This is a genomic window from Acinetobacter sp. 231_lipA (assembly GCF_058243005.1).
This window is the reverse complement of the sequence record NZ_JBZAYU010000001.1, coordinates 2,101,811-2,127,546: the sequence shown is the minus strand read 5'-3', so window position 1 is coordinate 2,127,546 and position 25,736 is coordinate 2,101,811. Positions and strand designations below refer to the sequence as shown.

The following is a 25,736-nucleotide window of genomic DNA, read 5'->3' as shown; positions in this document are numbered from 1 at the left end:
TATAAGTGATATTTTGCTCCCCAAATGATGTTATAAACATCAATATATGGAGTATTTTATGGCACGTAGACCAAGAAGAAATCATTCAAATGATTTTAAAGCTAAGGTAGCACTTGCTGCGATTAAAGCAGAAAAAACACTTGCTGAATTGAGTGCTGAATTTGATGTTCATCAAAACCAAATTATCGACTGGAAAAATCAACTGATTTCAGCTTCCTCGCAAGCTTTCGATCAATCAAAAGCTCCAACAGAACCACCCATCGATCTAAAAAAACTACATGCAAAAATCGGTGAGCAGGCATTAGAAATTGATTTTTTAGAAGGTGTGTTGAAGAAACTGGGCCGCTTCAACCACAAAAGTTAATCGATGACTCACTTCAGATTTCAGTATCTAAGCAAGCTAAGCTGCTGAAAGTCTCCCGTGGTTGTTATTACTATCGCCCAAAACCTGTGAGTGAATCAGATCTGAAGCTGATGCGCTGTATGGATGAGTTACATATGCAATACCCTTTTGCAGGTAGCCGTATGATGCGTGATTTGTTGAATCGTCAAGGACATCATATAGGACGACGTCATACACGTACTTTAATGAAGAAAATGGGCATTAATGCGTTATATCGTAAACCAAATCTAAGTCAGGCCAATCAAGCTCACCGTAAATATCCATATCTGCTCAAAGGATTGGCTATTCAGCGCAGTAATCAAGTGTGGTCTACGGATATAACGTATATCCCTATGGCAAAAGGCTTTGTTTATTTATGTGCTGTGATTGATTGGCATAGCCGCAAGGTACTTGCGCATAGAGTATCGATTAGTATGGAGGTTACATTTTGCATAGAAACATTAAATGAAGCTATTGAAAAATATGGTCGACCTGAAATATTTAATACAGACCAAGGCAGTCAGTTTACCAGTGATGCATTTATTGATGTATTGAAATCAAATGGCATTCAAATCAGTATGGATGGTAAAGGTCGATGGGTTGATAATGTGATGGTTGAACGATTATGGCGGAGCGTTAAATATGAAGAGGTGTATCTCAAAGCCTACAGCAATGTTTTGGATGCGAAGAAGCAATTAAACGCATATTTTGAATTTTATAATTTGAAACGACCTCATTCGAGTCTGGACAAAATGACTCCAGATGAGTTTTACTATGACCAGCTACCACAACAAAATAAGGTAGCTTAACTAGAGCAGAGTATCACTTATAAATAAGCTTTTAGTTGTTCAAACATGTGGGACCACCTCTATAGGGATTATCTGTTTCCTCAGCTTCATCTGCCTTAGCAAAAGCAAAAAATAAAGCGACGTAAGGTGAATATGTCCAATCTAACAATGGCGTTTTTAATCCATAATGTTGACCAATTGCCCACAACTCATCATCCTCTCGCTTATCACCACTATTAAACAAAGAGTGATCAGAAATTCTGCCACGTATAGCTTTACGAAAAAGTTTCAACTGCGCCTCAGCCAACTTTTTATCAATTGTATTTTGTTCATTAAACCGAGCTAAAGTTGGTGTTAGCCCCCAGTCATAACGTCTATGCCCACGGAAAACTAGCTCAACTGTTTTACGATTACAAAAGTCAGTATCTAAAAATGAAGTAAATTGATTCCAGTGCTCTAACTTTGTAACAGGAATGCGACCATTAATTTGGTCATTCATTAAAATGAAACTGTCTTTTAAGCTTTCTTTATTCCATACAGGAATTCGGTCCCAATCATGTTGTTCATATTGAGTCATAAATTAAACCTGCGCTCTATTTAATAAAGACACATCAATTTCACCCGACAATAATTTAGGTAATAACGTATCTCTTATACTTGCTAGAATATTATTTTCTTCAAACTTACTCGCCGAAAGAAGGTAAAACTCTTTTACATTTTTATGGAATAAATTCAAAATTCCATCTTTATTTTCGATAGGTAAAATACAAGGTGTATTTAAAACAGTATCATAACTCACGGCAGGATAAGCCCCACCATCAGCCAAATGAGCTAAACGCTTAATATTTTCTTTATCAGTTGCCACAATATAAATAAATTCAGCATAATTTTTATGCTTAGGCGAAAGAACAGCAAAACCTGTACTACCTGTTAAATTTTCTCGTTGAATAAAAGCATAAGAACCATTTGCAGGTCGAACTGTACCAAAAATTGTATCCCCTATTTTCAATACACGTCTTGCTCGACTCGGTGCTTTTTCAAAAATAAATTCTTCCGTTTGCTGAATAGTCCCCCATTTTGTATTTGATAAATCTACATAAGTTACTTTTTCAGGGCAATTTTTCTTAGTCCAAGATTGAACATTCAAATCAGCAAGAATACTTAAATCTGTTTTAAACCACCCCTTCGGCACTTCCCCTAACTCACTTTCCATCAACTCATCAGGAAATAGCGAAGCAGTTGCTCGCAATTCAGCCAAATCATCTTCAGTCATTTGCTGAAGTTCCACTTCACTTTTACCGCTAATGGCACACATAGCAGTAAGTTCAGGATCTTTGCCTTCCTGCTTAGCTGCAATTTTGGCACGGACAGGGTCAAAGTCGATAAACCAGCTTTTAAATAGGGCTTGGGCAATAGATTCCAAAGTTTGGTTAATTTGGTTATTTAGATTAATTTTTTCACAGAAATTAAAGTAAAAATCACCAATAATTTTTTGATTTTTATAGCAAGGATTAGGTAATTTTAGTTTATTAAAATCAGCCTTTTTAAAGTGAGGAATAACACCATCTACATTTAAATTTTTAATTTGGTTTTGAACCTCTTGCGAGCGTAAAGCCGCGAAAAGAAATTTAGGATAAATTAAATCTCTTTTTGCTCTTAGCGCAACCATATCTTGTGCAATGCAAAAAGTTACTGGATTTGGAACAAAACATACAGCACCATTTTGACTACCTTTATTTGTGATAATAATATCGTCAGGTAATGGATGCGATCTAAACCAGTTATTATAAGTATCAGTTGATACATATCTAACATTTAAAAAGCTTGGATAGAGATTATCATTACTGATACAGTTAGTAGCGATTAATGGAAATCCTTTTTCTGTTGTAGGTACAGTTTTACCCCTATTATCTACAACAAATTCTAATGCATCTGCCAAAGTGATTTTCTCATTATTCACATTCCACCCCCAAATTCTTTCTTAATCACCCAACAGCCACGAGTTCCACCAACACGTTCAAGCCAGCCTGCATCTTTTAAATGATTCAGATGCTTTTTCACTGCTGAATCATTAATACCAAGCTGCTCTGCCATAGAACGATAGGAAACTTTTGGGTTCTGTTGAATTAAAACTAAAATCTCTTTGTGCCGATCTGTCAACATATCTTCTTGGATTGAGCCACCAATTGAGCCACCGATTGAGCCACCTGCTTGCTCAGTCGAAGGACGGTAAAACTCCCAATCGACAAAATCTCCTTGGGCTTTCAGTTGAGGTTCGACATTGCCTGCCTTCAAACAAAGATCTTTGATCCGCGCAATACCACTGCCCCACTGCTCGATATAACCCAGCTCTTTAAACACACGCGCCAAAACACGGTTACGGATCTCAGAACGACCTTGAGCCAAATCTTCTTCAGTCAGACCATTGGGCAAGCCACCCGGGGATACAATATTCAGGATGTCATCATAAATGCCAACCTTGATATCACGCCCTGCATTGCTATAGTCACGATGCAACACTGCATTCACCAAGGCTTCACGAATTGCAGGAATGGGGATTTCATAACTTTCTGTACGTTGTAACCCTAAAATCTCCGCCCGTAGATGCAAATGGTTTTTAATGAATTGCTCGGTTTGCTTCAACTGGCTAAATAGGTCTCCACGATATTCTTTTTTGTCCAAAAACACCGTCATGGTCGTGCCTTTAAAGCGGCTACATTTGATCTCAACCTGCTCATAAAGCCCCAACAAAATGAGTAACCCATGACTAGGATAATCCTGTCCATTCTGCTGAATGATCAATTTGAGATTCCGCATTTTCTGCAAAGACAGCTCTTTACCCACCTCAGCAAAGGCTTTCTGCAACGGCTGTAAATCAATATCATCTAAACTGTATTGCGGATTCGGCTGCTCATCAAAAGTCTGGTTCAGACGCTGCAATTCGAGTTGCTGAATATACTCAGGCGATGCCACACGATTACTTGCACCCAAACGGATATAGGTTCCCTGTGCCTTACCTTGCGGCTTGAGATAATAAGGCAATAACGAACCACGGCTCACTTCAATCACCAGCAACTCTATGCCTTGGATATTCTCGATATAGATATACGGCAGAATGTTTGGCATACACAGTTCATTAATCATCGAAGTGATCTGATCTTGCAACTCAAAAATATCATCTTGAATACCTACGAGTTGGCGATCATCACTTACACCCACTACCAATTTACCACCACTGGTATTGGCAAAAGCAATCAGGGTCTTTGCGACCTGTTGCCCTTTCGGTAACTGCTCTTTAAATTCAAGGGTTTGACTTTCACCCTTCTGAATTTCTTGCAATAAAGGATGATCAGAACTCATAACCCAAGCCTTTTAGATTCTTTTTAATCTCACTTTCCAAGACAGCACTTTCAGCAAATTGTTCTTTGAGCTGAGCAGTCAAACGCAGCATTTTCTCAGCGAATGGCTCGCCATCATCTTCCTGCTCGACTGCACCCACATAACGTCCTGGAGTCAATACATAGTCGTGCTTTTGTATATCTTTTAACTCAGCAGAGAAGCAAAAACCTTTCTCATCTTGATACGCTTCGCCTTCAAAATTTTCGCCTTGTTGCCAAGCATGTAAAGCATTGGTGATTTTAGCAATATCTGCATCGGTAAAGTCACGCAGTACGCGATCTTTCATATAGCCCAAATTACGGGCATCGATGAACAGAGTCTTGCCTTCACGATTGGCTTTCTTTTTATCTAAAGACAAGCCATTCTTTTTGTCCTTGGTTAGAAACCAGATACAGGCTGGAATTTGCGTGTTGGTGAACAGTTGTCCTGGTAATGCGACAATACATTCCACCAGATCGGCTTCGATCAGGTTCTTACGGATCTCACCTTCATTGTTGGTATTGGAACTCATCGAACCATTGGCAAGTAACAATGCCATACTGCCCGTAGGTGATAGATGGTGCAGCATGTGCTGCATCCAAGCAAAGTTGGCATTACCTTGCGGTGGCGTGCCGTATTTCCAACGCACATCATTTTCTAAAGAAGCATGCCACCAATCCTTGATGTTAAAAGGTGGGTTAGCCATGACAAAATCGGCACGCAAGTCTGGATGCTGATCCTCTAAAAAGCTGTCTGCATTCTTTTTACCGAAATTAAAATCAATCCCGCGAATCGCCATGTTCATGGCTGCCAGTTTCCATGTGGTCGGGTTGCTCTCCTGACCATAGATGGAAATATGCTTTTTCTGTTCAGACGCTTTGTAACGCTTTTCCTGTGCATGTTGTTCAATGAACTTTTCACTGGATACAAAGAATCCACCTGAACCCATTGCAGGGTCATACACACGACCTTTATAAGGCTGCAACATTTCAACGATTAAGGTGACGATACTTTTAGGCGTGTAGTACTGCCCACCTTGCTTGCCTTCAGCCAAAGCAAACTGTCCTAAAAAGTATTCGTAGACGTGCCCAAGAATATCTTTACTGTGCAGACTGAGTTGCTCACCGTTATATTCTGGATTAGTAAAACTGGTGTCAGAAAAAGTATTGATCAGATCAAGTAACTTGTCATTGTCCAGCTGATACTGTCCAATACGATTAAGAATACCCTTAAGCTTTGGATTGGCTTTTTCAATTGCATCAAAGGCATTGTCAATCAGCCAGGATACAGAACGCAGTTTGACATCTGTACCTTGTTCATCCTGCCAAATGGTTGAGCCAATTGGTAAAGCGGCTGCATCACGGATATTTGACCAGCGGCCTGCTTTTGGCACCCAAAATACGTTTTTTTCTTGGTAGTAATCCAGTATTTCTAGTTCATCAGCAATAGACTGTTGGTATTCTTCTTCGCTGTCGTACTGATCACGCGGCATGTAATAGATGTTGTGATCGTCTTTTTGTGCAAACAATTCTTTGAGTTCAGATTGCCGTTCATCAAAAGCATCTGATACGTACTTTAAGAAAATCAGTCCTAAAACAATATGCTTGTAGTTAGCGGCATCCAGACTGCTGCGTAATTTATCGGCGGCTTTCCAAAGCTTGTCATCTAAGTCATTTAGAAACTTTTGTTCCAATGAATGCATTTTATTTCCTCAATCCAAGATCAACCGCTTTGGTTTTATACTTAATGTTAAACAATGTTGCTAAGTTAGCATATCAATGACCTATTAAAAGTCATGCACTTAACAAAAAAAATAGAGATTAATAAAGTCCTGTCATTTTAACGGGATAACTTTAGCTAAAATAGTCCTTTAACAACTGCTACGTCTTATAATGTCGTAAAAAAAAAGAGCAACCTAGAAAGTTGCTCTTTTCCAACCAATCGATTAATTGACGGGTCTGACTGATCGCTGCAACCCCTGCTGAATACCCTGCACAAACCCTTCAGGCGAAGCTTGTTGCTCCACCGTACGGTTTTGTTCTTGTTCAGGGTAGTATTCCTCCAGCACATCCAACCCTTCCTCTATATCCGTTTCAAACCGTGCATTGGCAAAACCCTTCCTTGCGGTAAAGTCTAATGATTCTATGAATACACCTAACTTTTTCAACTAACTACAAATGTGTTGCACTTGGGATTTGAATCTGCGACTTTAAAAAATATTCATCTTAAATTTTATACTTATTTTACGCAAAATTTACGATATTTTTATTATAAATCAATAAATTAATCCATAACATACATTACTTCACTGACTACTAATTTAAAATGTTATGAAAAAATTATACCATCTACTTTTTAGCCTTATACCGCTCTATTCAAGTTATGCTTTTGCTACTGGAGATGAAAGCTCTCCCGCATTAAGCTTTTCAGGTAATGTATCATTAGCCAGCGAGTACCGATGGCGCGGCCAAACGCAAACCCAGAATGACCCAGCCTTACAGGCAAACTTTGTTTTAAGCCACGCTTCTGGCTTTTATCTTGCTGCATTTGCATCGAATGTTGATTTTGATGACGAAGCGCATTTAGAACTGGATCCCCAGATGGGCTATACAGCGCCAATCGCGCTAGGTTCAATCCATCCTGCAGTCGATCTTGGCATCCTGCGCTACAATTACATCGATAACAGCGATTTAAATTATAATGAATATTATTTCAAAATGATCTTTAATGCGTTGCTGCATCAGAACGATAGCTTCACACCAAGCATAAGCTATACCGATAACTATGGCGGCAAAGCTGCAAGTGACAGTACAGGTAAAGATATCTCAAATTGGTATTTTAATGTCTTATATACTACACCGATTGCCCAAACTAATTTTGGCACAAATGTTAGCTTAGGCTATTCTAAAGCAAATCAGGACATTTATGGTTCTGAAGCAGAAGACCATTTTTTTGATTGGAAAATTGGTGCAACTTACCGCTATAACCCAATGGGAATAAATGTAGAATTAGCAGCAGTTGGTAGTAATTTAAAAACCAAAGACTTTACAAATCAAAATAAAAAAGGGGTAAAAACTGAAGCCGTATTTACCCTGACTAAATCTTTTTAAAAGTCTAATGCCAATAGTATCAATAATACTATTGGCATAATCATTTTACTTGATTGAATTCAATAAATACTCTACCTCACTTCGATTAAAACCTCTTTCTTTTAAAATAGCATGAATTATTTTTTTCATATTTTTTGACGCATGCTGGTATTTCTTTACTAAAATTTCAGAATCAATTTCCTGTAAACTATACTTCAAATATAATTCTTCATTGAGCTTCTGATTTTTAGCATCATCTTCATTATTTATCGTGTTATACATTTTTATGTAGCTAAATATCCCAATGCTGTTCCATTAAAGTGATTTGGCTATACATATGCTGATACTCCGCACATTTAACAGCACACCATAATTCCATAAATCTTTTGCCGAGATGTTTTTGCAAAACCGAATTACTGTGAAAAAGCGCTAAAGCATCCGGCTGATTTGTACTTAAAAAGAGCAGCTGATCTTTATTTTTTATGTGAGTGGCTTGCTGTGGAATTTCCAGATTCTGTGTCAACCCATGCAGTGTGCCGATCAAAATCAGGGCTGCAGTTAAATAAGGATTGCAATCCGCACCTGCAACACGATATTCCAAGCGTTGATTTTCATTGTCCGAACGTGGTATGCGAATGGCCACATTGCGGTTATTCACGCCCCAATTAGCTTCTAAGGGCACATGGTTTCCAGCTTTAAACCGGCGGAATGAGTTTACATTCGGGGCAAGCACGGCCATGGACGGCGGCAGCAAGACTATCAGCCCGCTGATCGCCTTTAATAATTGCCGTGACGGTAAAGGATTCTGCTTCATGCTGAAAATATTCTGCTGGTCTTGATTTAACAAACTCATGTGAAAGTGCATGCCGCTGCCCGCTTTATTCAGATCAGGCTTAGCCAAAAAGCTTGCATGTAACCCATGTTCTACAGCGACTTGCTTAATGGTGCGCTTTAGCATCATGATCTGATCGCATAGCTTCAAAATATCACCGCTATGCTGAATATTAATTTCGTATTGTCCGGAAGATGATTCCGAGACTAAGCCTGTAATCTGAATCCCCTGCAAAAGGGCAATCCGTTCAATTTCATCCAGAACGTCTTGATATTTATCTTGCGCATTCACATCAAAACATTGATTTAAATAAATCTGATTGGAGCCAGATTTTTCATTGCTGTCAAATAAATAAAACTCCAATTCTGCGGCCATGCAAGGATAAAAGTTTTGATCATGCAGCGCTCTTAAACTTTTTTTTAAAATATTGCGCGGTTCAACTTCGCAATCTTGATGATTGTCATCTTTCATGGTTAGGAATAACTGTGCATTGGACTCTGGATTTAAAGCGCAGGGCTGCAGGCTTCCCAATATAGGTTTACATAAATAATCCGGCTCACCGATCGATTTTCCTAAACCCGATTCTTCAATCACTTCTCCATCAAGACTCATGGCATAAATAGACATTGGGAAATAACAGCCTTGTGCAATATTTTTTAGACCGACAATATCTATGCGCTTGCCGCGGACATGACCATTCAGATCGTGCAGGCAAATCTCAACATGACGGGTATTGGGATAGCGCTGCAGATAGTTTTCGATTTCTTCTGAAAATAGAATATCTTCAATATCGCAGCATTGACGCGCAGATGGCATGGATTCAGGGACCGCTTCTTCGTCAGCTATATTATGTCTAGCCATGAGTAAATTACTCATTATTTTGTCCTGTTAAATATTAACAATGATCAAAATAAAACAAGTTCTACCGAATGTAACGTAAATAAACCGTAAAAAAGCACCCAACTAATATGATTATTTTTTAAACTATTAAAACCACGAAAAAGCTAATTTAAAATAAGTTAAAACATAAAAATAACAATAGATCTCTTTCATAAATCAAAAAACGATCTTCTTTTTGGTTAATATTTGCACTCCGGATTTCTTAGCATTCGTGCATAATCTGCGGATGAAATACATCGATTCAAACAAGCTTTCTGATCCTCAGTTCAAGCGATACACAGGCATCTCATGGTCAACTTTCTATTTGATGGTTGAGCAATTGCAGAAGCATGTCTCTGCCAAAGACAGACCGCCCAAGTTAAGCCTGGAGGATCAGGTTCTGCTCTGTCTGAGCTATTGGCGGGAATACCGAACCTTATTTCACGTTGCGACGAGTTACGGGGTTTCAGAGCCCACAGCCTCAAGAATTGTCCGTCATGTTGAAGACTGCCTGCTTCGGTCCAATCTGTTTAATTTACCCAAAGATTTACCCGAGGGCGAAGGCATCGACTGGAATGTTGTGATCGTGGATGCCACGGAAATTCCAATCCAAAGGCCTAAAAAAACAGAAGAAAAGCTATAGCGGCAAAAAAAAGACCCATACCTTTAAAGTACAAGCCATGATTCACTACAAAACTCAGCAAATTCTGAGTTTATGTGCCAGTCGCGGGGCAGTGCATGATTTCGAGTTGTTCAAACGCAATTTAAACCAGATTCCTTTTGGGGCTTTTATCCTGGCAGATAAAGGCTATCAGCGGATTTATGTGTTGTATCCGAATAGCCTGTTGCCATTAAAAGCCAAAAGACACTGTAAATTGGATCCTGAATTGAAAATCTATAATCAAGAAATCAATAAAAGATGAATCGGAATTGAGCATGTATTTGGCAACCTGAAAACCTTCAAAATCCTTGCTGAGCGTTATCGAAATAGATGTAAAAGGCTTAGTTTGAGATTCAATTTAATCGCTGGAATCTACAACTTGGAACTGAGCAAAAAATGATTTATGAAAGAGGTCTAATTACTCATGTAAAATAAATGGCATATTTAATATTAATAAATCTTCAAAAATCGCAAACCCACTCCCGGTTCAGTAATAATATATTTAGGCTGCACAGCATTATCATTTAACTTCACTCTTAATTTAGCCACCAGAATCCGTAAATAATGCGTATCTTCTTGGTGCGTTGGCCCCCACAGCTCTTTCAATATTTGCGGCTGAGTAATCAATTGGCCTTTATTTTTCGCCAATAAATTCAGCAGCTGATATTCTTTGCGTGTTAAGGAGAGCAATTGTTGATTTAAAAAAACCTGCCGTTTGGAAAAATCGATTTTTAATACGCCATCATCAAAAATTACAGTATCAACAGTACTATGCTGATGCTGCCTAAGCAGTACACGAATGCGCGCCATCAGCTCCTGAACACTAAACGGCTTGGTCACATAATCATTTGCGCCAGCATCCAGAAGCTTCACTTTTTCTTCTTCATTTGCCCGCACAGACAGCACTATCACTGGAACGTGCGACCATGTGCGAAGCTCAGACAAAACCTCATAACCATCCAAATCTGGCAAACCCAAATCGAGGATCACTAAATCTGCGCCTTGCAAAGCTAGGAGTTCCAAACCCTTTTGGCCATTTTCAGCCAAAAGCGTTTTATAGCCTTGCGCTCTGAGTGCTATATCCAAGAATTTTCGAATCTGATTTTCATCATCAATAATCAAGACATTGGTCATGGAGCTGGCTGATTCATTCTGTTCTGGCATTTTCCCACCTAAAAGCTGCTAGATGCTTTAAGTAATTTGCTGAATAGGAAGCTGTATGCGGATACATGTTCCTTGATTGTTCTTGCCTGATGATGCCATGATTTTCCCCATATGCGCACCCACAATCGCTTTCACAATCGTCAAGCCCAAGCCTGTACCATATTGCCCGCGGTCACCGCGCTGCATGGTATAAAACATGTCAAAAATGCGTTCCCGCTCACCTTCCGGGATACCCTGCCCCTTATCAGTTATGGTAATTTCGATCTCATTTTCATTCACCTGCTGCACCTCAATCATCACAGCTTTATTCTCTGGTGAAAATTTTGCGGCATTTTCCAACACATTAAAAATGGCCTGTTCAATCAAGGCGGCATGTACAAATAAACTCAAAGATTCTTGAGGCGCATGCACTTCAACCAATGCATCTGGCATATAACGGTTTAAACGGCGCACTGCTGAACCGATCAGTTCATCAACTCCAATCCAGTCCCGCTTCAAGCTTAAGCCTTCATGGCCTAAACGGGTCATATCCAGTAGGTTTTGAATATAGCGGTCTAAACGTTCCCCCTCTAAATGAATCGCTTCCAGCAAGCTGTCCTGATCATTTTCATTCATGGAATGGCGGTAAGTGCTCAAAGTATCCGCTGCTCCAATCATCGACGCCAAAGGCGAGCGTAAATCGTGCGATACGGATGATAATAATGCCGAGCGCAATTTTTCCGTTTCAGAATTCACATTGGCTATTTCCAAAGCCTTGGTCAGCTGGGTGCGGAAAATCGCCTGCGCAAGATACTCTACCATGAGTTCAGCGAGCTGTTTTTGCTCCGTATTGATTACTGCTTGCACATCTTTAAGTTTCAACCCCACCACGCCTAAGCATTGCTTGGAAGCCAATAAGGGCAAAAACCACCACTCATTTTCCGTCAAGGTTTGGGTAAAGCGACCGGACGGTTGATGGTTTTTGAATGTCCAATCGGCTGAAATTTTTTCTTTATTACTCATGATAGTGGATGATGCTTGAGTTGCTGCAGTATCTGGGAAATACAGCCAGACATCTGCATTGAGATTTTTACTCAGGCTATGTTCAGCAATCTCCTTGATTTGTGCCAAATCTAATGCTGTGGACAGCTTCTGCCCTAAATCCTGCATAATGCTGTTATAACTGTTCGCCGTTTTGAGTGCAGTCACCTGCTCTTTCAAACGTGACGCTAATCGGCTCGAAATTAAAGCCGCGCCCAAAAATGCAATCACGGTGACAATCCCCTGATGTGCAGAAATCTGAAATGTAAATTGCGGGGAAATAAAGAAAAAATTATAAGCTAGAAAGAATAGGATGGCTGAAAAAGCTGCAGCCAGCATCCGTGTTTTTGATGCCACAAAAACCACAGCGGTGATAAAAATCACCGAAAGATCTTCAATCCCTAAATACTTTTCCCCTAAGCTTGCAATCACAATGCTGATGACCGTGGTGGCTAGTACGTACTGTATTTCTCTCAGCGACAAGAATGCCCTTTGAGTGAAAAAGGACAGATGCTTATTCTCTGCAATAATCGGCACAATACTGAGTTCAAAACTGGGCCGGTATTGCAGTAATTGATCAATCAAATTGAGCCTTAAATTCAGCGAAAACTTTTGCGGAGCCGCTTGTGCTAAAACCAAGGTTGAAATGCCGCGGTCCATCACATAATCAAATAAAGTTTTAGCATGTTGCTGGCCGTGAAGGACTTCTGTCATTCCACCCATTTGACGCGTTAAGTTTAAAGCCCGTTCAATTTCACGGCTTTGCGAGTTTTCCTGTTTATTCATGATTTGCGTATCATGAGAAAAAGCAACAACCGTCCATTTTGCCGCACGATGCTCGGCAATACGGCATCCAGTCCGAACTAAAGCTTCAGAATGCCCTTTGCCATCAATCATAATTAAGACATGATTTTTTAAGGGGATTTGAGCAAGCCCTTGAATGGCGAAATTTTCGCGTACATCATTATCAACATAATTGGCAACGGTTTGCATTGCCAGTTCACGCAGTGCCGTTAAGTTGGAGCTGTTGAAAAATCGCTGTAAGGCCTGTTCCGCCTGCTCAGGCACATAAACCTTCCCTTGGTTTAAGCGCTCCAACAGCTCATTCACAGGCAAATCAATTAAGCGGATATCTCTAATCCGTTCGAACACCCGGTCTGGCACGGTTTCAGTGACACGAATCCCAGTGATTTGATATACCACATCATTCAAACTTTCCAAATGCTGAATGTTCATGGTGGTAAAAACATCAATACCAGCATCTAATAATTCATTGATGTCTTGCCAGCGTTTTTCATGACGGCTGCCGGGCATATTAGTGTGGGCAAATTCATCCACCAAAACAATACTGGGCTTTTTATCCAAAACGGCATCTAGATTCATTTCCTCCAGATGCTGCCCTTGATATTCAATAGCCTTGCGCGGAATTATATCTAAACCAGAAATTAAATTTTCAGTTTCTCTACGGCCATGCGTTTCTACATAGCCAATGACGATATTAATACCCTGCAGCGCCAGTTCATGCGCACGAACCAGCATGGCAAAGGTCTTTCCCACGCCCGGAGCTGCGCCTAAAAAAATCGTCAGCCGCCCAGACTGATAACGCTGTGTATGTTGCAGCAAAACATCGGCTTTATTGGTTCGTGGATCAGTCATAGAAGTAATCTTTATTTATTGCTTTAAAAGATGTTTTTAAATTCATTTAAATGCGTCTAAAGTCAGCTTGGCTATTGCTGGGCAATATGGATGCCACCGTTGGGCGGAGGTATAGAACATCCCCTCGCCCAACAATCGTATATAACTTAATTCAGATTATTCAATAGCTTTCAATCACTATATTTTAATCATCAAGCCATTCATATCACTTCCCGCCCCGATCCAAAGCCAAATTCAATTCAAGCACATTGACACGTGCCTGCCCTAAAATCCCAAAAATCGGCTGAACCGTATGCGACTGAATCAGTTTTTCGATATTCTGTTCAGGCATATGCCGTGCATGGGCAATCCGCTTCACTTGAATCATGGCTGATTGCACGCTAATTTCAGGGTCGATGCCGCTGCCTGAAGCGGTGACCAGATCCGCAGGAATTTTAGATTTTTCAATCTGTTCCTTCGCTGCGATTCGATTCAGCCGTTCCTCTATGGCTTTCTGCAGTTCAGGATTGGTTCTCGCCATGTTGCTTCCGGCCATCGCCATAGGATCATAATTTGCGGCAGATGGACGCGGATGGAAATATTGAACTTGGGCAAAAGGCTGTGCCACTAAGCGTGAACCGATCACTTGATTATTTTCGACAATCAAGCTGCCGTTGGCTTGTTTTGGAAAGAGCATTTGTCCTAAGCTGGTTGCAGCAGCACTATATACAAAGCCGCATAAGCCTAGAGCAATGATGGTCATTCCAAACGAAGCGCGCAGTTTCTCACCCCATGATGAGTCTGCCAATTGATGATTTTGCATATTCACTTTGTCATCCTCAAAAAATTTATAGGGCCAAGATTGGACTGATCAGCAGATCAATCGCTTTAATGGCAATAAACGGTAGCAGCACCCCGCCCACACCATAAATCAGCATGTTGCGGCGCAATAATTGGGTAGATGTCGAAGGTTTGAATTTCACACCGCGCAGTGCAATTGGAATCAGCAGAGGAATAATGATCGCATTAAAGATCAGCGCAGACAGGATGGCACTTTCAGAACTGCCTAGTTGCATGACATTTAACACATGCATTTGCGGAATTGCCGCGACGAATAATGCCGGCAAAATTGCAAAATACTTTGATACATCATTCGCCAAGGAAAAGGTGGTTAATGCACCGCGAGTAATCAGCTGCTGTTTGCCTATTTCAACCACAGATAGCAATTTGGTTGGATCAGAATCTAAGTCCACCATATTGCCTGCTTCTTTGGCTGCTTGCGTTCCCGAGTTCATGGCTAAGCCAATATCTGCTTGGGCCAACGCCGGTGCATCATTAGTACCGTCACCGACCATCGCTACCAAATGTCCTTTGTTTTGCTCGGTTCGAATGCATGTGAGTTTATCTTCTGGTTTCGCTTCAGCGATATAATCATCCACACCAGCCTCTGCTGCGATGGCCGCTGCTGTGAGCGGATTATCTCCGGTCACCATCACAGTTTTAATGCCCATTTCACGTAAGCGCGCAAATTTTTCTTTAATGCCTTGCTTAATCACGTCTGATAGTTCAATGACACCCAACAAATTCTGGTCTTTAGCCACGACCAGCGGCGTTGCCCCTTTTGAAGCTATTTGTTCTACGCGCGCTTTCAGTTCGGCATGATTTTCAAGGTTTTGCGAAGCGAATTTAAGAATGGCATCCATAGCGCCTTTACGCACTTGATGACCATCCGCCAAGTTAAGGCCTGAAATGCGTGTGGACGCATTAAAAGCGATAAATTCAGCCTGTTCAGGCTCGGCCACTCTTTCACCTTGCTCTTTGGCCAAAGCAACCACCGATTTACCTTCTGGCGTTGGATCGGCCAAAGAAGTCAGTACCGCCGCTTGGCGAAGTTCAGACTCCGTCACTCCTGTTAAGGGATAAAAAGCAGTCGCCTGACGGTCACCGTAAGTAATAGTTCCGGTTTTATCGAGTAGTAAAACATCTATATCGCCTGCAACTTCAACCGCCTTGCCTGATTTGGCAATCACATTGGCTTTGAGCGCTCTGTTCATCCCTGCAATTCCAATAGCTGGCAATAAGCCGCCGATGGTGGTTGGAATCAAGCAGACCAATAGCGCCACCAATAAAATCGGGCTGATTTCAATATGCAGGAAATGTCCAATCAACGGCAGGCTGACCACGACGATGATAAAAGTCACAGTCATCACGGTCAGTAAAATACCTAAGGCAATTTCATTCGGTGTTTTTTGACGGTTTGAGCCTTCGACTAAAGCAATCATTCGGTCGAGAAAGCTATTTCCCGCCTCTGCGGTCACTTGCACGATGATCCGGTCGGTTAAGACTTTGGTTCCGCCAATCACCCCAGATTTATCTGTGCCCGCTTCACGGAGTACCGGCGCAGATTCACCTGTTACTGCAGCTTCATTGATCGTAGCAAAGCCCTGAATTATTTCACCATCTGCGGGAATCAATTCCCCTGCACGCACTTCAATCAAGTCATGCATGTTCAATTCAGCCGCTGAAATCTGCACCCCATCCATATCATCTTTAGAATGGATCCGGCGCGCCGTCAAATTCTGACGCGCTTGACGCAGGGATGACGCCTGTCCGCGGCCTTTGGCTTCAGCAACCGCTTCGGCATAATTGGCAAAGAGAACCGTCACAAATAAAATCAACGTCACCAATAAGCCAAAAACCAAACTAGATTGACCTAGAATTGTACTAACCAGTGTAATCAGCGTCCCAAGCCAAACGATGGCCATCACCGGATTTTTAATCACATGCTGCGGCAGCAGTTTAATAAAAGCATTTTTCCATGCTTCAGCTTGAAATAAGGTTGAAGCTATGGTGTTTTGCTGTGTTTGAACAGTGTGTTTTGAATGATTCATTGTACTCCCCCTTAACCTTGAACCAATAACAGATGATCAGCAATTGGCCCCAAGACCAGGGCTGGCATAAATTGCAATAAGGTCAACATCACCACAATGGCAATTAAAGTCAGTGCGAATGTTGGCGTTTCGACTTTTAAACTGCCGCTGCTTTCAGGTGCTTGGCGTTTAGCAGCTAAACGTGTAGCGATGATTAAAGGAATAATTAATGTCGGGAAACGGCCGAGCAATAAAGCAATACCGCATGTGACATTCCACCACACGGTATTGTCTGATAGTCCTTCAAAGCCTGAGCCATTGTTGGCAAATGCAGACACATATTCGTACAGCACTTGAGAAATGCCGTGGTATTGCGGATTACTGTTGCCCGTCAATTCAGGAAAAAATACAGTTATTGCGGTTAAACCAAGAATGACGATGGGTTGGATCAAAATCACAACAGCGAGCAGCTTGATTTCACCGGCTTCAATTTTGCGGCCAAACAATTCTGGGGTGCGGCCGGTCATTAAGCCTGCAATAAAGACTGCTAAAAACAGATAAATAATGAATTGCTGTAAACCACAGCCAATCCCGCCCCAAATGGCATTGATCAGCATATTGGACAATTGCACCATACCTGTGAGCGGTGCAGATGAATCATGCATCATATCCACTGAGCCGTTATTGACTTGGGTGGTGACCGCTGACCACAAAGCAGATGATGCCTCGCCAAAACGCACTTCTTTACCTTCCATGGCGGAAAGCAATGTCGAAGTCGATGAAAGGCTTTCTGACCAGATAGCGCTAGTCGCAGAAATGATCGACATCAGCAGCATTGAAGCAAAGACCAAGCCTGCGAATTTGGCGCGTTTGGTGAAAAAGCCCAGCATAAAAATCACCGAAACAGGGATCAGTAAAATCGCAAGCATTTCCAGAAAGTTTGACAATGGTGTCGGATTTTCCAAAGGTACACTGCTGTTCGGACCATACCAGCCACCACCATTACTGCCCAATTGCTTAATTGCTACCATGGGCGCAACAGGGCCTAAAGGTATTTTTTGCGTTGTTAATTCGCTGCTTTGGTCGATGACTTGAACTTCTGGGCCGCCTTGAAAAGTCGATGGTACGCCTTGGCTAGTGAGCAATAATGACCAAACCATGCATAAAGGAATCAGAAAGCGGAACGTCGGACGAATCACATCGGCCCAATAGTTGCCGACATTAATTTGTTGCACTTTATGCTTAAAGCTGGTCTGTTGATCGGTTTCAGAAAGTGCATTGGATTGTTTGTAGAACAGTGCTCGAACTGTAGCCACCACCATCGCCAGGCCCATCATCGGCGTGAAGATCTGCAAGCCGACAATGCCGACCATTTGCGATAAATAAGACAGTTGCGCCTGTCCTGAATAGTGCTGCTGGTTGGTATTGGTCAGAAACGAAATCATGGTATGCAGCGCCAAATCCCATGACATATTCGGTGCATGGTTTGGGTTCAACGGCAGGCTGGCTTGAACCATAAATAGAGTCCAAGTCACCAAACCGATCACTGCACAGCTCATGACAAAATTGAATGAATAGGTTTTGACATTCATCCCCCGTTTGGGATTGATTCCTAAAACCGCGTAAATGGGCTTTTCAATCCAATTGAATAGAGGATCAATTTTCATATCGCGGTTGTGCATAATTGCTGCGAGGTATTTACCCAAGGGATAAGCCAGAACAAAGACGATGGCTAAAAGCAAAGCAAACTCTAACATGGCATTTCACTCCTATGTTTCAGAGCTGAAATCTGCATGCAGATATTGAAATAACGTTTATTTTGATTATTTAGTACAACGCAATTTTTTTGATGCTGTACCTGCTGATGCGCGTGAATGACCGCACTCATGTTTTTCATCCTAAGCATTGGGATATTCCAAAATCCAGTATGAAAAATAAGACCGTAAAGTCTCTATTCATAACTTTGGATGCCGCGTAAAGAAAGCGTAAAAATTTAGCTCAATGCACTTATAAATGCAGAAAAATATCTTAAAAGTGATGGCTATTATTATTCTGTGACTCACTTTATTTATGGATATAATTTCAGTACTTAAAGCCTTATTTTTAGGTTTTATAGAAGGTTTAACGGAGTTTTTACCCATTTCCAGTACTGGTCATTTAATTTTATTTGGCCATTTAATTGATTTTCATTCAGGCTCAGGCTGTGTCTTTGAAGTTGTCATTCAACTGGGCACAATCTTAGCCGTTTGTTGGCTCTACCGTAAAAAAATTATTAATCTACTACATGGTTTTATATCAGGTGATTACCATGCGAGACGTTTTGCGATAAATGTCTTCATTTCATTTATTCCTGCAGTAGTGATCGGAGTTATAGCTGTTGATTTTATTAAACAAGTTTTATTCAGTCCTTCGGTTGTGGCATCTGCACTGATTATTGGTGCACTGTTAATTTTTGCTGTAGAAGCTAAAAATTTTAAAGTCCAAACCATTGAGGCAACCAATATTGGATTCAAACAGGCCATTGTTATTGGTTTGGTTCAATGTCTTGCGATGATTCCGGGGACTTCACGGTCTGGTGCAACCATTATTGGGGGGATGTTGGCGGGTTTATCACGTAAAGCAGCTACTGAATTTTCTTTTTTCCTTGCCATACCAACAATGCTTGGTGCCGCTACTTATGACATATTTCGCAACGTTGATGTTTTAACTTCAGAAAATTTATTGAATATTTCCGTAGGCTTTGTAACCGCATTCATCGCAGCTTTGCTTGTGGTAAAAGCCATGGTTAAATTTGTAGAAAAACATACTTTAAAAGTTTTTGCTTGGTATCGTTTGGTATTAGGTTCAATCATCTTATTTATTTTTTAATACAAGCAAAAAAATAAATAAATTAAAGAGAACTCGCTGTTCTCTTTAAGTTTTTTTAATTTACAACCCGTACATTCTGCTGCAAGCTTTTCTGAATCTCTTGTACAACACCCTCTCCCTGATGGAACTTAGGCCCTGATTTAGATTCCTTTTTGGTTCTAGTTTGCAGGGGTTCAGATTCAATAAGTTCATCTATATCAAACTCCTTAACTACCTCCAAGCCTTCCTCTATATCGACCTCCATCCTTCCATTCGCAAAACCCTTCCTTGCAGTAAAGTCTAAAGCCTCCTGATAAAACCCAGCCTGCTTACTCTGCTCATCAATTTGCTTTGCCTGAATAATGGCTTCATTCAAGCTAATCCCCTCCCTTAAAGTTAGATCCACGTAATACACCTGCTGACGATAGCTTTGTGTCGTACTCTTGCCCCGCAATATCAATTGCAATGGGAGGCATGACAACAAACCATTTGATGCCGCATGGTAATAATTCAACCTTGCTGCCAAAGTTCGAATACTGTTAAAGCCTGTAGTTCTAAAGATAAAAGTTCCAAATTCATCCGATTCATCCAAGTTCACATGCAAACGCCCGTAGGGCTTGCAGTTCCCGCCCTGAGCTAATGGACATAAATCAGGGGATGGACAGGGATGTTGCTCCACGCCTTGGTTGGTTAAACGTTGGCAGGTTTCTCCATTACCGACACACACAGGCCGTCCGGTCTGTCGGTCAAATAAGGTGTATTCAGCGCGCAAGCTCAAATCAGGATCATTAAAAATCATTCTGACGGGGATTGAGCGTAGCTTTTGATTGGGAATATTAGCTCGAAGCTGATCATCTAATGGATGTTTGACCCAGCCTTCTTTGCTTTGAATCTGGGATGTAATAGTGAACTGGTCATCCTTTTCCGGTAGGCGTTTGCCATTCTTTTCAACCATCCGACCAATACTGATCCGTCCGAGTATTGGAGGAGTAATTGCTAAACCTTTAATCATATTGATATTCCTTAATGTATTACCTTACAAATTTGGGTCTATCTATGTAGGTCGGAACAAGGACCAAATAAGTTACCCAAAGAATGTAGAGCCAGATAAAGTGCTACAGAGATCGCGACCGATTTGCTCTCTACCGAAGGGTAGAGAGCGGGGAGCGATTTTTGTGAATTTTCGATTGGGTGCTGTAGATCGGGCTTAGTCGGTATAGATGTTGAATCGACGACTGCCCTGCTTTTGAAGTGGATAAAGCTCGATGAGTTCAGGCTGGTGCTGAAGCAATGTCTTGGTATTGAGGCTGATGGAGTCCTTGGCTTTCTTCCAGACTACTGAGCCATGTGCAAAGACTGCCCTTTCCTTGTCTTGCATCATCATCTGAATTTCATGTTTAAGCTGATCAAAACGTTCCTGCTGATGCTGAATCTCTTCTTTCATTTTGATGAGCTTGTCGAACATCAAATTGGCATTTTCATTTTGCGAGAGATCCTCTACGGTTAAAGGTACATGCGCTGGATAAAGTTGTTGAATCGCTTTAGCTGCGGATTCACTTGCATCCACGGATGGTGGTGTATCCTTTTCCACGCATTCCCAGAAATATCGTTCTGCTTGAACAATATGTTCAATCACGGATTCTGATCGTGTCACTTTGAAGATCTTGGTTTCATGCCCACAGATCAAGACACAAACATGCGCTGCCTGTTTACCAGTCACCGCCAGTTGATGTTGTACCTGACACAGCACGTATAAAGGCACACCATCACACCACAATTTTGCTCCATGCTCACCTGCTGTTTTGCATTCCAAAATTTGGACTTCATCGCTGCCGACTACGCTGTAATCTAAATTGGCTAACATAAAGTGTTTATCGGGATCAGGATGCTGAAGTACCGCATTGATCCGTCGCACCTTGTTATTGGTGTGCATGCTATAGAACTCTGCCACCAAAGGTTCCAGCTGCTTGCCCCAATACAATGGTGCTACACCTGAGCTTTCATCTTCTATGAATTGAGCCTGCCGTCCGGTTTTGATCAGCCAGAGTTCCAGCATCGACATGTAGGGATTGAGACCACAGGCAGTCGCTGCATCACTGCTACCGATACCTTGTTTACGAACTTCAAGCCAGTCCTGATATTCCATCCCTTTGGTGTTGACCAGTCGCTTGGCTGCTGTTGAGCGTTTGGTGGTGATGGTTGGATTGACTACAATCTTTGATCCTACCGTCGTAGGCTGATGGGAAATAGATACAATTTGATTCATGGAATTATCCTTATAAATTCTGATCTCTGTAAAAGAAATGCATAAAAAAGCCATACCCGACACAAGGTCGGGTATGGCGATTTGTTTGCTGTTTTAATTGAGAGGGGTTACATGAGTGCTCTGATGAGCATTTGTTTGGGGTGACTTGATTTCAACATAAGTGAGTTAGTTAATTTCACGCGATCAAAGCAAGTGCTTGCTCCAATCCTCGTTGTTTCACCCCCGCACCTGCACCGAACCAAGCTGAATCAAGACGGTGATCTGTACTCATGGCACGTCGTTCATGATCCACAAATTCTGTGATGGAACACAGTAAGCCATAAGCAGTGTCTTTGGCGGATGACAGGTCAGCACCACGTCCTTGCCCATTGAACATCTCTAAAGCTTTATTCATGGCACGACCATTCGGTTCAGGCTTTTTCTCCTGAGCTTGCTGCGCGACATTACGATAGAACTGAATAATGTTTTCTTCAGGATCGGAAATTGACATGGTGCTGTTGTTGAACACGGCATCAAAGTAAGCCTTAGCTTCTTGCTGACTCACCTTACGCTGTGTGAGCTGTTTCATCTCATACATGTGTTCATCCCATGCACGCACTGAAATACCCAATTGCTGTTTCACTTTTTCTGCATCAAACTTGGTGCTATGTGGAACCTTCACTACACCTGCACTACTGCTCTGCCCACGTAAGGCAATCGCCAAAGTGTTGTTACAGACCACTCGGATACCGGTGAACTGTGCTGTCGTTGCCAAAGTGCCGTCACACGCAGTAGCCAGCAGAATATAACCATTACTGACATCTTTGGACTTTAACGCGGTGCTTTGCCCGGTACGTGCCAAAGCCCAGAACTTCTTCCCACCTTTCAAAACCCCTGCGGTTTCTAACTCAAAACCTGATTGCTCAGTCAGATCCCGGTAGAACTCCAGAATCTCTTTGGGTTGAACTTCCTGATAACGCTGACTGACCACAGATAAAGGCGCATGGGTATCTGAGCGATACAATACACGCTGCTCTTCAAAAGGCATGATAATGCTCTGACCACGTTCATTCTGTGCCATATAGCTGACGTTCGAGGATTCAATCCGCCAGTCCATCCCAGCTTGCTGTGCCCAAACTTCGAGTGGTTGATTCGGACTCAGCTGATTACCCAGACCATGCCAAGGGGTTTCGCCAACATAGGCGATTTGTTCGATTTGATGTGCCATCGTTCTTATCTCCTATGACGATTCAACGAAAATTCTGCTGACATTGATTGCAATGGTAATAGGTCAGGGTGATCGGCTTTTTCGGCTCATCAAACATGCTGCTAAATAGACCACCAATGACCGCACCTGCAAGCCCGCCAAGCAGTGGTGATACAGGTAAAGGTAAACCCTTTGAAATGGTTGCACCGATGGTTGCGAACGATGCGGACGCTGCTAGACCTGTAGAATCAGAACCATTCACCTGCTGATTAACCACTTGAATAACCTGATCGGAAAAACAATAAGGACAATTTAAACTCATAATATACATCTCCAGAAATGACAAAGGCTCACCGATTGGTAAGCCTTGCAAAGTATTTAAAACCTCGTTTTCATCTAGATAATGTATATCTGAGATTATTTTCATTTAGCGTCTATCATACTGCACTCTTAACTGACCTTTACCAAATACTCTTCGTCCTTCTGGCTTAACACGTAAGTATTGAAGAGTACGTTTGTGATGATCAGCAATGTATTGCATTGCCTCAATGAAATTTGTCACTTGGGTTGAATCGCGACGATAAATCAAACCGATCCCTAGCTCATCTCTACCTCGAAGCTCCTTTACGCGTTCGCGGTTCCAACAATTATAGCCTTGACCATAATCTCGAGTAATCTCACTCCAAAGCGCGATAATTTTATTCCCCCAATATGCTGCGCTTCCATCACGAAAGGCAGTATCATAAATGATTGCTAAATGGCAATGAAAACCTTTACTTTTACCACCTTGCTCTACTCCCCATATATATCCGATCACATGTTTAAATATGCCATCTTTATTTTGGATACGATTAAGTAGTATATCTAAGTCCTTATAAATATCTTCAACTCTGATTCGACTAGAATATTCTTGCAAATAACCCAAGTCTACACGAACAACTAATATTCGACTGCATTTATTAAGTATTGATCTACAATATTTCTGCACTTCAATTTTATTTTCATCTTTCTGTTTTTCAATAGTTTCATAATATTTTTCACAAAGGTCAGATAAATCTAACAACTCTGATCTCAATTCTCTATACCCAATCGATTCCAATTCATTTTTAAGATCAACTTCATCAGAGTCTATGCTTTGTAAGTCATATATCAGAATAACAAAGAACTGAAGATAACCTGGGTATTCATCATCAGGATCATAAATATCATTAAAGTCTAATAACAGATTAGTAAGCTGTGAATAGAATCCATCCCATTTTGTACGTTGTCTTTTTAAGCGTTTTAAAAAGCTCTCAATCTCAAGTGTAAGTTTTGCTTGGTTAATTGAATACCTCATATTTAAACCTATATGTTTGTTAGTTTCATAAGAGATACGGGAATTCAGTATATATATACTTTTTACTTCTTAACAAAGCATTAACTAATAAAAGATTAGATTAATAACCAAAGCTTAAAATAAACCAAATTATCATTAAATCAAAATAAAATACAAAAATTCAAATACAATTTTCCCGTATTTCACAAAGATTTTTTAATACCCTACCTCTCATTAAAAGCTAGAATTAAGGAATAAAATGAATTTTAGACTATATCGTTTTAGTACCTAATTTTAGTTATAAAAAAAATTAAATTAAAAACTTATATTGCCTAAACATTTTTTATTTATAACACCCTTACCCCTTAGTAGAAAGCTTTTAAAAATATAGTGCAAAACAAGGGGAAATAGAGCGAAAAACTTAGTAGAAAGTATTGTTTTTATTACCTAAAGTATGACGTAAGCTTTTTTAAAACAGGATACAAAATGCGCAATTCTGAACTAGACAATCTTAAATCATTCCTGACACAACTTAGAGATGAAGATCTTATCTGGGCACTGTTTGTCTATCATCGCCCAAATATTGATAACAATCGCAGAATACGGGAGAGCAACGCTGCTATAGAAAAAGATATAGCAAAACTGAACAGCCTAGATAAACTCAGGAACATAAGTAAATTTATAATTGATGAAATGAATAATAGTAGTGATGATGATATCTATTATTTTTTACGTGATTTAAAGGATTTTCAATCTAGAATCACAATACATTCTTTTGACTTTAATAAAATTAAAGATAATCAAAGATTCTTACAATTTGCATGCAAAGTCTTGAATGAAAAAGAAGGAGATCGCTTAATTTTAGATATAAAAAATCTATACTTCCAGCTCCTTTATCTGGCTTATACAATCCCTTTTTATTATGAAAATTCTAGATCAATTGAAAATATATATTTTCGATTTGACAAAATATACACAAAATTCAACAGTCATTTTAAATCACCATGCTCTGATTTTTTTGTATGGGCTAAAAAGTATATTAATGAAAACTCAGAATTTAGGAGATACAGAAGAGATGCATCACATGTATCTGAATATGAGACTTTAATTAACTCAATATTTGATATTATCTATTATGAAGATGAAAATATTCACTATGCTTTAAGAAAAAAATTATCTAACGCGTGGTATCAAAAAAAGCACCGTGAGGAGAAAAAGGTGAAAAAACCTCACTATTACGCATTAACTAAAAGAGCTAGAGAAGCGTTGCTTACATTAGCTTTCAAGAATGGTCTGTCCGAAGAGCAAATGATCGAAAGACTCATCAATGAAACCTATGCCAAAGAATGCTGTTCAGTCGATGGAGAAAATCTATATTTGTAAAAATAATCTTTCCACCAGTCACACCCAATCTAGTCCATTAT

The 25,736-nt window shown here is 40.7% G+C and carries 22 protein-coding genes and 2 pseudogenes; 7 read left to right on the top strand and 17 right to left on the bottom strand.

The genetic code is table 11. From position 1 onward, the window contains the following. Nucleotides 1-58: 58 nt before the first annotated feature. Nucleotides 59-1,191, top strand: a protein-coding gene (locus AC4CUX_RS10400; RefSeq protein WP_228127453.1) for an IS3 family transposase whose coding sequence is annotated in 2 segments (ribosomal slippage) — nucleotides 59-311 and nucleotides 311-1,191 — 1,134 coding nt in all. Because the reading frame shifts where the segments join, the coding sequence is not laid out codon by codon here. Nucleotides 1,192-1,222: 31 nt separating this feature from the next. On the opposite strand, the gene AC4CUX_RS10395 is transcribed toward AC4CUX_RS10400, so the two are convergent. From AC4CUX_RS10395 to AC4CUX_RS10375, 5 genes and pseudogenes are all read right to left on the bottom strand, one after another. Then, on the bottom strand, nucleotides 1,223-1,747 hold the full coding sequence (locus AC4CUX_RS10395) for an FRG domain-containing protein (RefSeq protein ID WP_490792391.1): 525 nt from the start codon (nucleotides 1,745-1,747) through the stop codon (nucleotides 1,223-1,225). Nucleotides 1,748-1,750: 3 nt separating this feature from the next. Then, on the bottom strand, nucleotides 1,751-3,130 hold the full coding sequence (locus AC4CUX_RS10390) for a restriction endonuclease subunit S (RefSeq protein WP_193791549.1): 1,380 nt from the start codon (nucleotides 3,128-3,130) through the stop codon (nucleotides 1,751-1,753). After that, a complete protein-coding gene (locus tag AC4CUX_RS10385) occupies nucleotides 3,127-4,530 on the bottom strand; it encodes an AlbA family DNA-binding domain-containing protein (protein WP_078388741.1) in 1,404 nt (467 codons plus the stop codon). The genes AC4CUX_RS10390 and AC4CUX_RS10385 overlap by 4 nt, the downstream gene beginning before the upstream one ends. After that, nucleotides 4,520-6,250 carry a class I SAM-dependent DNA methyltransferase gene (locus AC4CUX_RS10380; protein ID WP_078388742.1) on the bottom strand — a complete coding sequence of 577 codons (1,731 nt, stop codon included), beginning with the start codon at nucleotides 6,248-6,250 and terminating at the stop codon, nucleotides 4,520-4,522. Before AC4CUX_RS10380 ends, AC4CUX_RS10385 begins: the two co-directional genes overlap by 11 nt. A 243-nt stretch (nucleotides 6,251-6,493) precedes the next feature. Further along, nucleotides 6,494-6,682 (bottom strand): annotated as a pseudogene (locus AC4CUX_RS10375) (hypothetical protein); the annotation flags it as partial. A 196-nt stretch (nucleotides 6,683-6,878) separates the two neighbouring features. Between AC4CUX_RS10375 and AC4CUX_RS10370 the strand changes: the two are divergent. After that, nucleotides 6,879-7,658, top strand: coding sequence for a TorF family putative porin (locus tag AC4CUX_RS10370; protein WP_130804369.1), 780 nt, complete (start codon nucleotides 6,879-6,881; stop codon nucleotides 7,656-7,658). Nucleotides 7,659-7,703: 45 nt separating this feature from the next. On the opposite strand, the gene AC4CUX_RS10365 is transcribed toward AC4CUX_RS10370, so the two are convergent. Beyond that, nucleotides 7,704-7,919 carry a hypothetical protein gene (locus AC4CUX_RS10365; RefSeq protein WP_078388745.1) on the bottom strand — a complete coding sequence of 72 codons (216 nt, stop codon included), beginning with the start codon at nucleotides 7,917-7,919 and terminating at the stop codon, nucleotides 7,704-7,706. 10 nt (nucleotides 7,920-7,929) lie between these two features. Continuing rightward, the gene (locus AC4CUX_RS10360; RefSeq protein WP_078388746.1) at nucleotides 7,930-9,345 is read right to left on the bottom strand and encodes a glutamine synthetase family protein; all 1,416 of its coding nucleotides are present in this window, start codon (nucleotides 9,343-9,345) and stop codon (nucleotides 7,930-7,932) included. Nucleotides 9,346-9,595: 250 nt separating this feature from the next. On the opposite strand from AC4CUX_RS10360, the gene AC4CUX_RS10355 reads away from it, so the two are divergent. The 3 genes and pseudogenes from AC4CUX_RS10355 to AC4CUX_RS10345 all read left to right on the top strand — a co-directional run. After that, nucleotides 9,596-9,991 carry a transposase family protein gene (locus AC4CUX_RS10355; protein ID WP_078388747.1) on the top strand — a complete coding sequence of 132 codons (396 nt, stop codon included), beginning with the start codon at nucleotides 9,596-9,598 and terminating at the stop codon, nucleotides 9,989-9,991. Further along, nucleotides 9,939-10,271 (top strand): transposase, encoded by a 333-nt coding sequence (locus tag AC4CUX_RS10350; RefSeq protein WP_004692353.1) that lies wholly within the window; start codon nucleotides 9,939-9,941, stop codon nucleotides 10,269-10,271. The genes AC4CUX_RS10355 and AC4CUX_RS10350 overlap by 53 nt, the downstream gene beginning before the upstream one ends. 9 nt (nucleotides 10,272-10,280) lie before the next feature. Next, a pseudogene (locus AC4CUX_RS10345) lies at nucleotides 10,281-10,409 on the top strand (IS5/IS1182 family transposase); the annotation flags it as partial. A 50-nt stretch (nucleotides 10,410-10,459) separates the two neighbouring features. Here AC4CUX_RS10345 and AC4CUX_RS10340 read toward each other — a convergent pair. The 5 genes from AC4CUX_RS10340 to kdpA all read right to left on the bottom strand — a co-directional run bounded on the left by AC4CUX_RS10340 (nucleotide 10,460) and on the right by kdpA (nucleotide 18,455). Continuing rightward, the gene (locus AC4CUX_RS10340; RefSeq protein WP_419381180.1) at nucleotides 10,460-11,173 is read right to left on the bottom strand and encodes a response regulator; all 714 of its coding nucleotides are present in this window, start codon (nucleotides 11,171-11,173) and stop codon (nucleotides 10,460-10,462) included. A gap of 27 nt (nucleotides 11,174-11,200) precedes the next feature. After that, nucleotides 11,201-13,849 carry an ATP-binding protein gene (locus AC4CUX_RS10335; protein WP_419381181.1) on the bottom strand — a complete coding sequence of 883 codons (2,649 nt, stop codon included), beginning with the start codon at nucleotides 13,847-13,849 and terminating at the stop codon, nucleotides 11,201-11,203. Nucleotides 13,850-14,054: 205 nt separating this feature from the next. Beyond that, complete coding sequence (kdpC, locus tag AC4CUX_RS10330) at nucleotides 14,055-14,657, bottom strand: potassium-transporting ATPase subunit KdpC (RefSeq protein ID WP_004682291.1); 603 nt, start codon at nucleotides 14,655-14,657, stop codon at nucleotides 14,055-14,057. Nucleotides 14,658-14,676: 19 nt separating this feature from the next. Continuing rightward, complete coding sequence (gene kdpB, locus AC4CUX_RS10325) at nucleotides 14,677-16,719, bottom strand: potassium-transporting ATPase subunit KdpB (RefSeq protein ID WP_004281624.1); 2,043 nt, start codon at nucleotides 16,717-16,719, stop codon at nucleotides 14,677-14,679. 11 nt (nucleotides 16,720-16,730) lie between these two features. Further along, entirely contained in the window at nucleotides 16,731-18,455 is a 1,725-nt protein-coding gene (kdpA, locus tag AC4CUX_RS10320) for a potassium-transporting ATPase subunit KdpA (RefSeq protein ID WP_039890241.1), read from the bottom strand. A gap of 313 nt (nucleotides 18,456-18,768) precedes the next feature. Between kdpA and AC4CUX_RS10315 the strand changes: the two genes are divergently transcribed. Continuing rightward, complete coding sequence (locus tag AC4CUX_RS10315) at nucleotides 18,769-19,566, top strand: undecaprenyl-diphosphate phosphatase (protein ID WP_130804367.1); 798 nt, start codon at nucleotides 18,769-18,771, stop codon at nucleotides 19,564-19,566. 55 nt (nucleotides 19,567-19,621) lie between these two features. On the opposite strand, the gene AC4CUX_RS10310 is transcribed toward AC4CUX_RS10315, so the two are convergent. From AC4CUX_RS10310 to AC4CUX_RS10290, 5 genes are all read right to left on the bottom strand, one after another. Beyond that, nucleotides 19,622-20,557 carry a recombination directionality factor gene (locus AC4CUX_RS10310; protein WP_419381182.1) on the bottom strand — a complete coding sequence of 312 codons (936 nt, stop codon included), beginning with the start codon at nucleotides 20,555-20,557 and terminating at the stop codon, nucleotides 19,622-19,624. A gap of 195 nt (nucleotides 20,558-20,752) precedes the next feature. After that, a complete protein-coding gene (locus AC4CUX_RS10305) occupies nucleotides 20,753-21,811 on the bottom strand; it encodes a YqaJ viral recombinase family nuclease (protein WP_419381183.1) in 1,059 nt (352 codons plus the stop codon). Nucleotides 21,812-21,986: 175 nt separating this feature from the next. Beyond that, on the bottom strand, nucleotides 21,987-23,018 hold the full coding sequence (locus tag AC4CUX_RS10300; protein WP_201950347.1) for a DUF932 domain-containing protein: 1,032 nt from the start codon (nucleotides 23,016-23,018) through the stop codon (nucleotides 21,987-21,989). A 22-nt stretch (nucleotides 23,019-23,040) separates the two neighbouring features. Continuing rightward, nucleotides 23,041-23,319, bottom strand: coding sequence for a hypothetical protein (locus AC4CUX_RS10295; protein ID WP_201953857.1), 279 nt, complete (start codon nucleotides 23,317-23,319; stop codon nucleotides 23,041-23,043). Nucleotides 23,320-23,424: 105 nt separating this feature from the next. Next, nucleotides 23,425-24,333, bottom strand: coding sequence for a YagK/YfjJ domain-containing protein (locus AC4CUX_RS10290; protein WP_490792390.1), 909 nt, complete (start codon nucleotides 24,331-24,333; stop codon nucleotides 23,425-23,427). A gap of 465 nt (nucleotides 24,334-24,798) precedes the next feature. Between AC4CUX_RS10290 and AC4CUX_RS10285 the strand changes: the two genes are divergently transcribed. Next, nucleotides 24,799-25,695, top strand: a complete 897-nt coding sequence (locus AC4CUX_RS10285) for a hypothetical protein (RefSeq protein ID WP_078388754.1) — start codon at nucleotides 24,799-24,801, stop codon at nucleotides 25,693-25,695. Nucleotides 25,696-25,736: the final 41 nt, after the last annotated feature.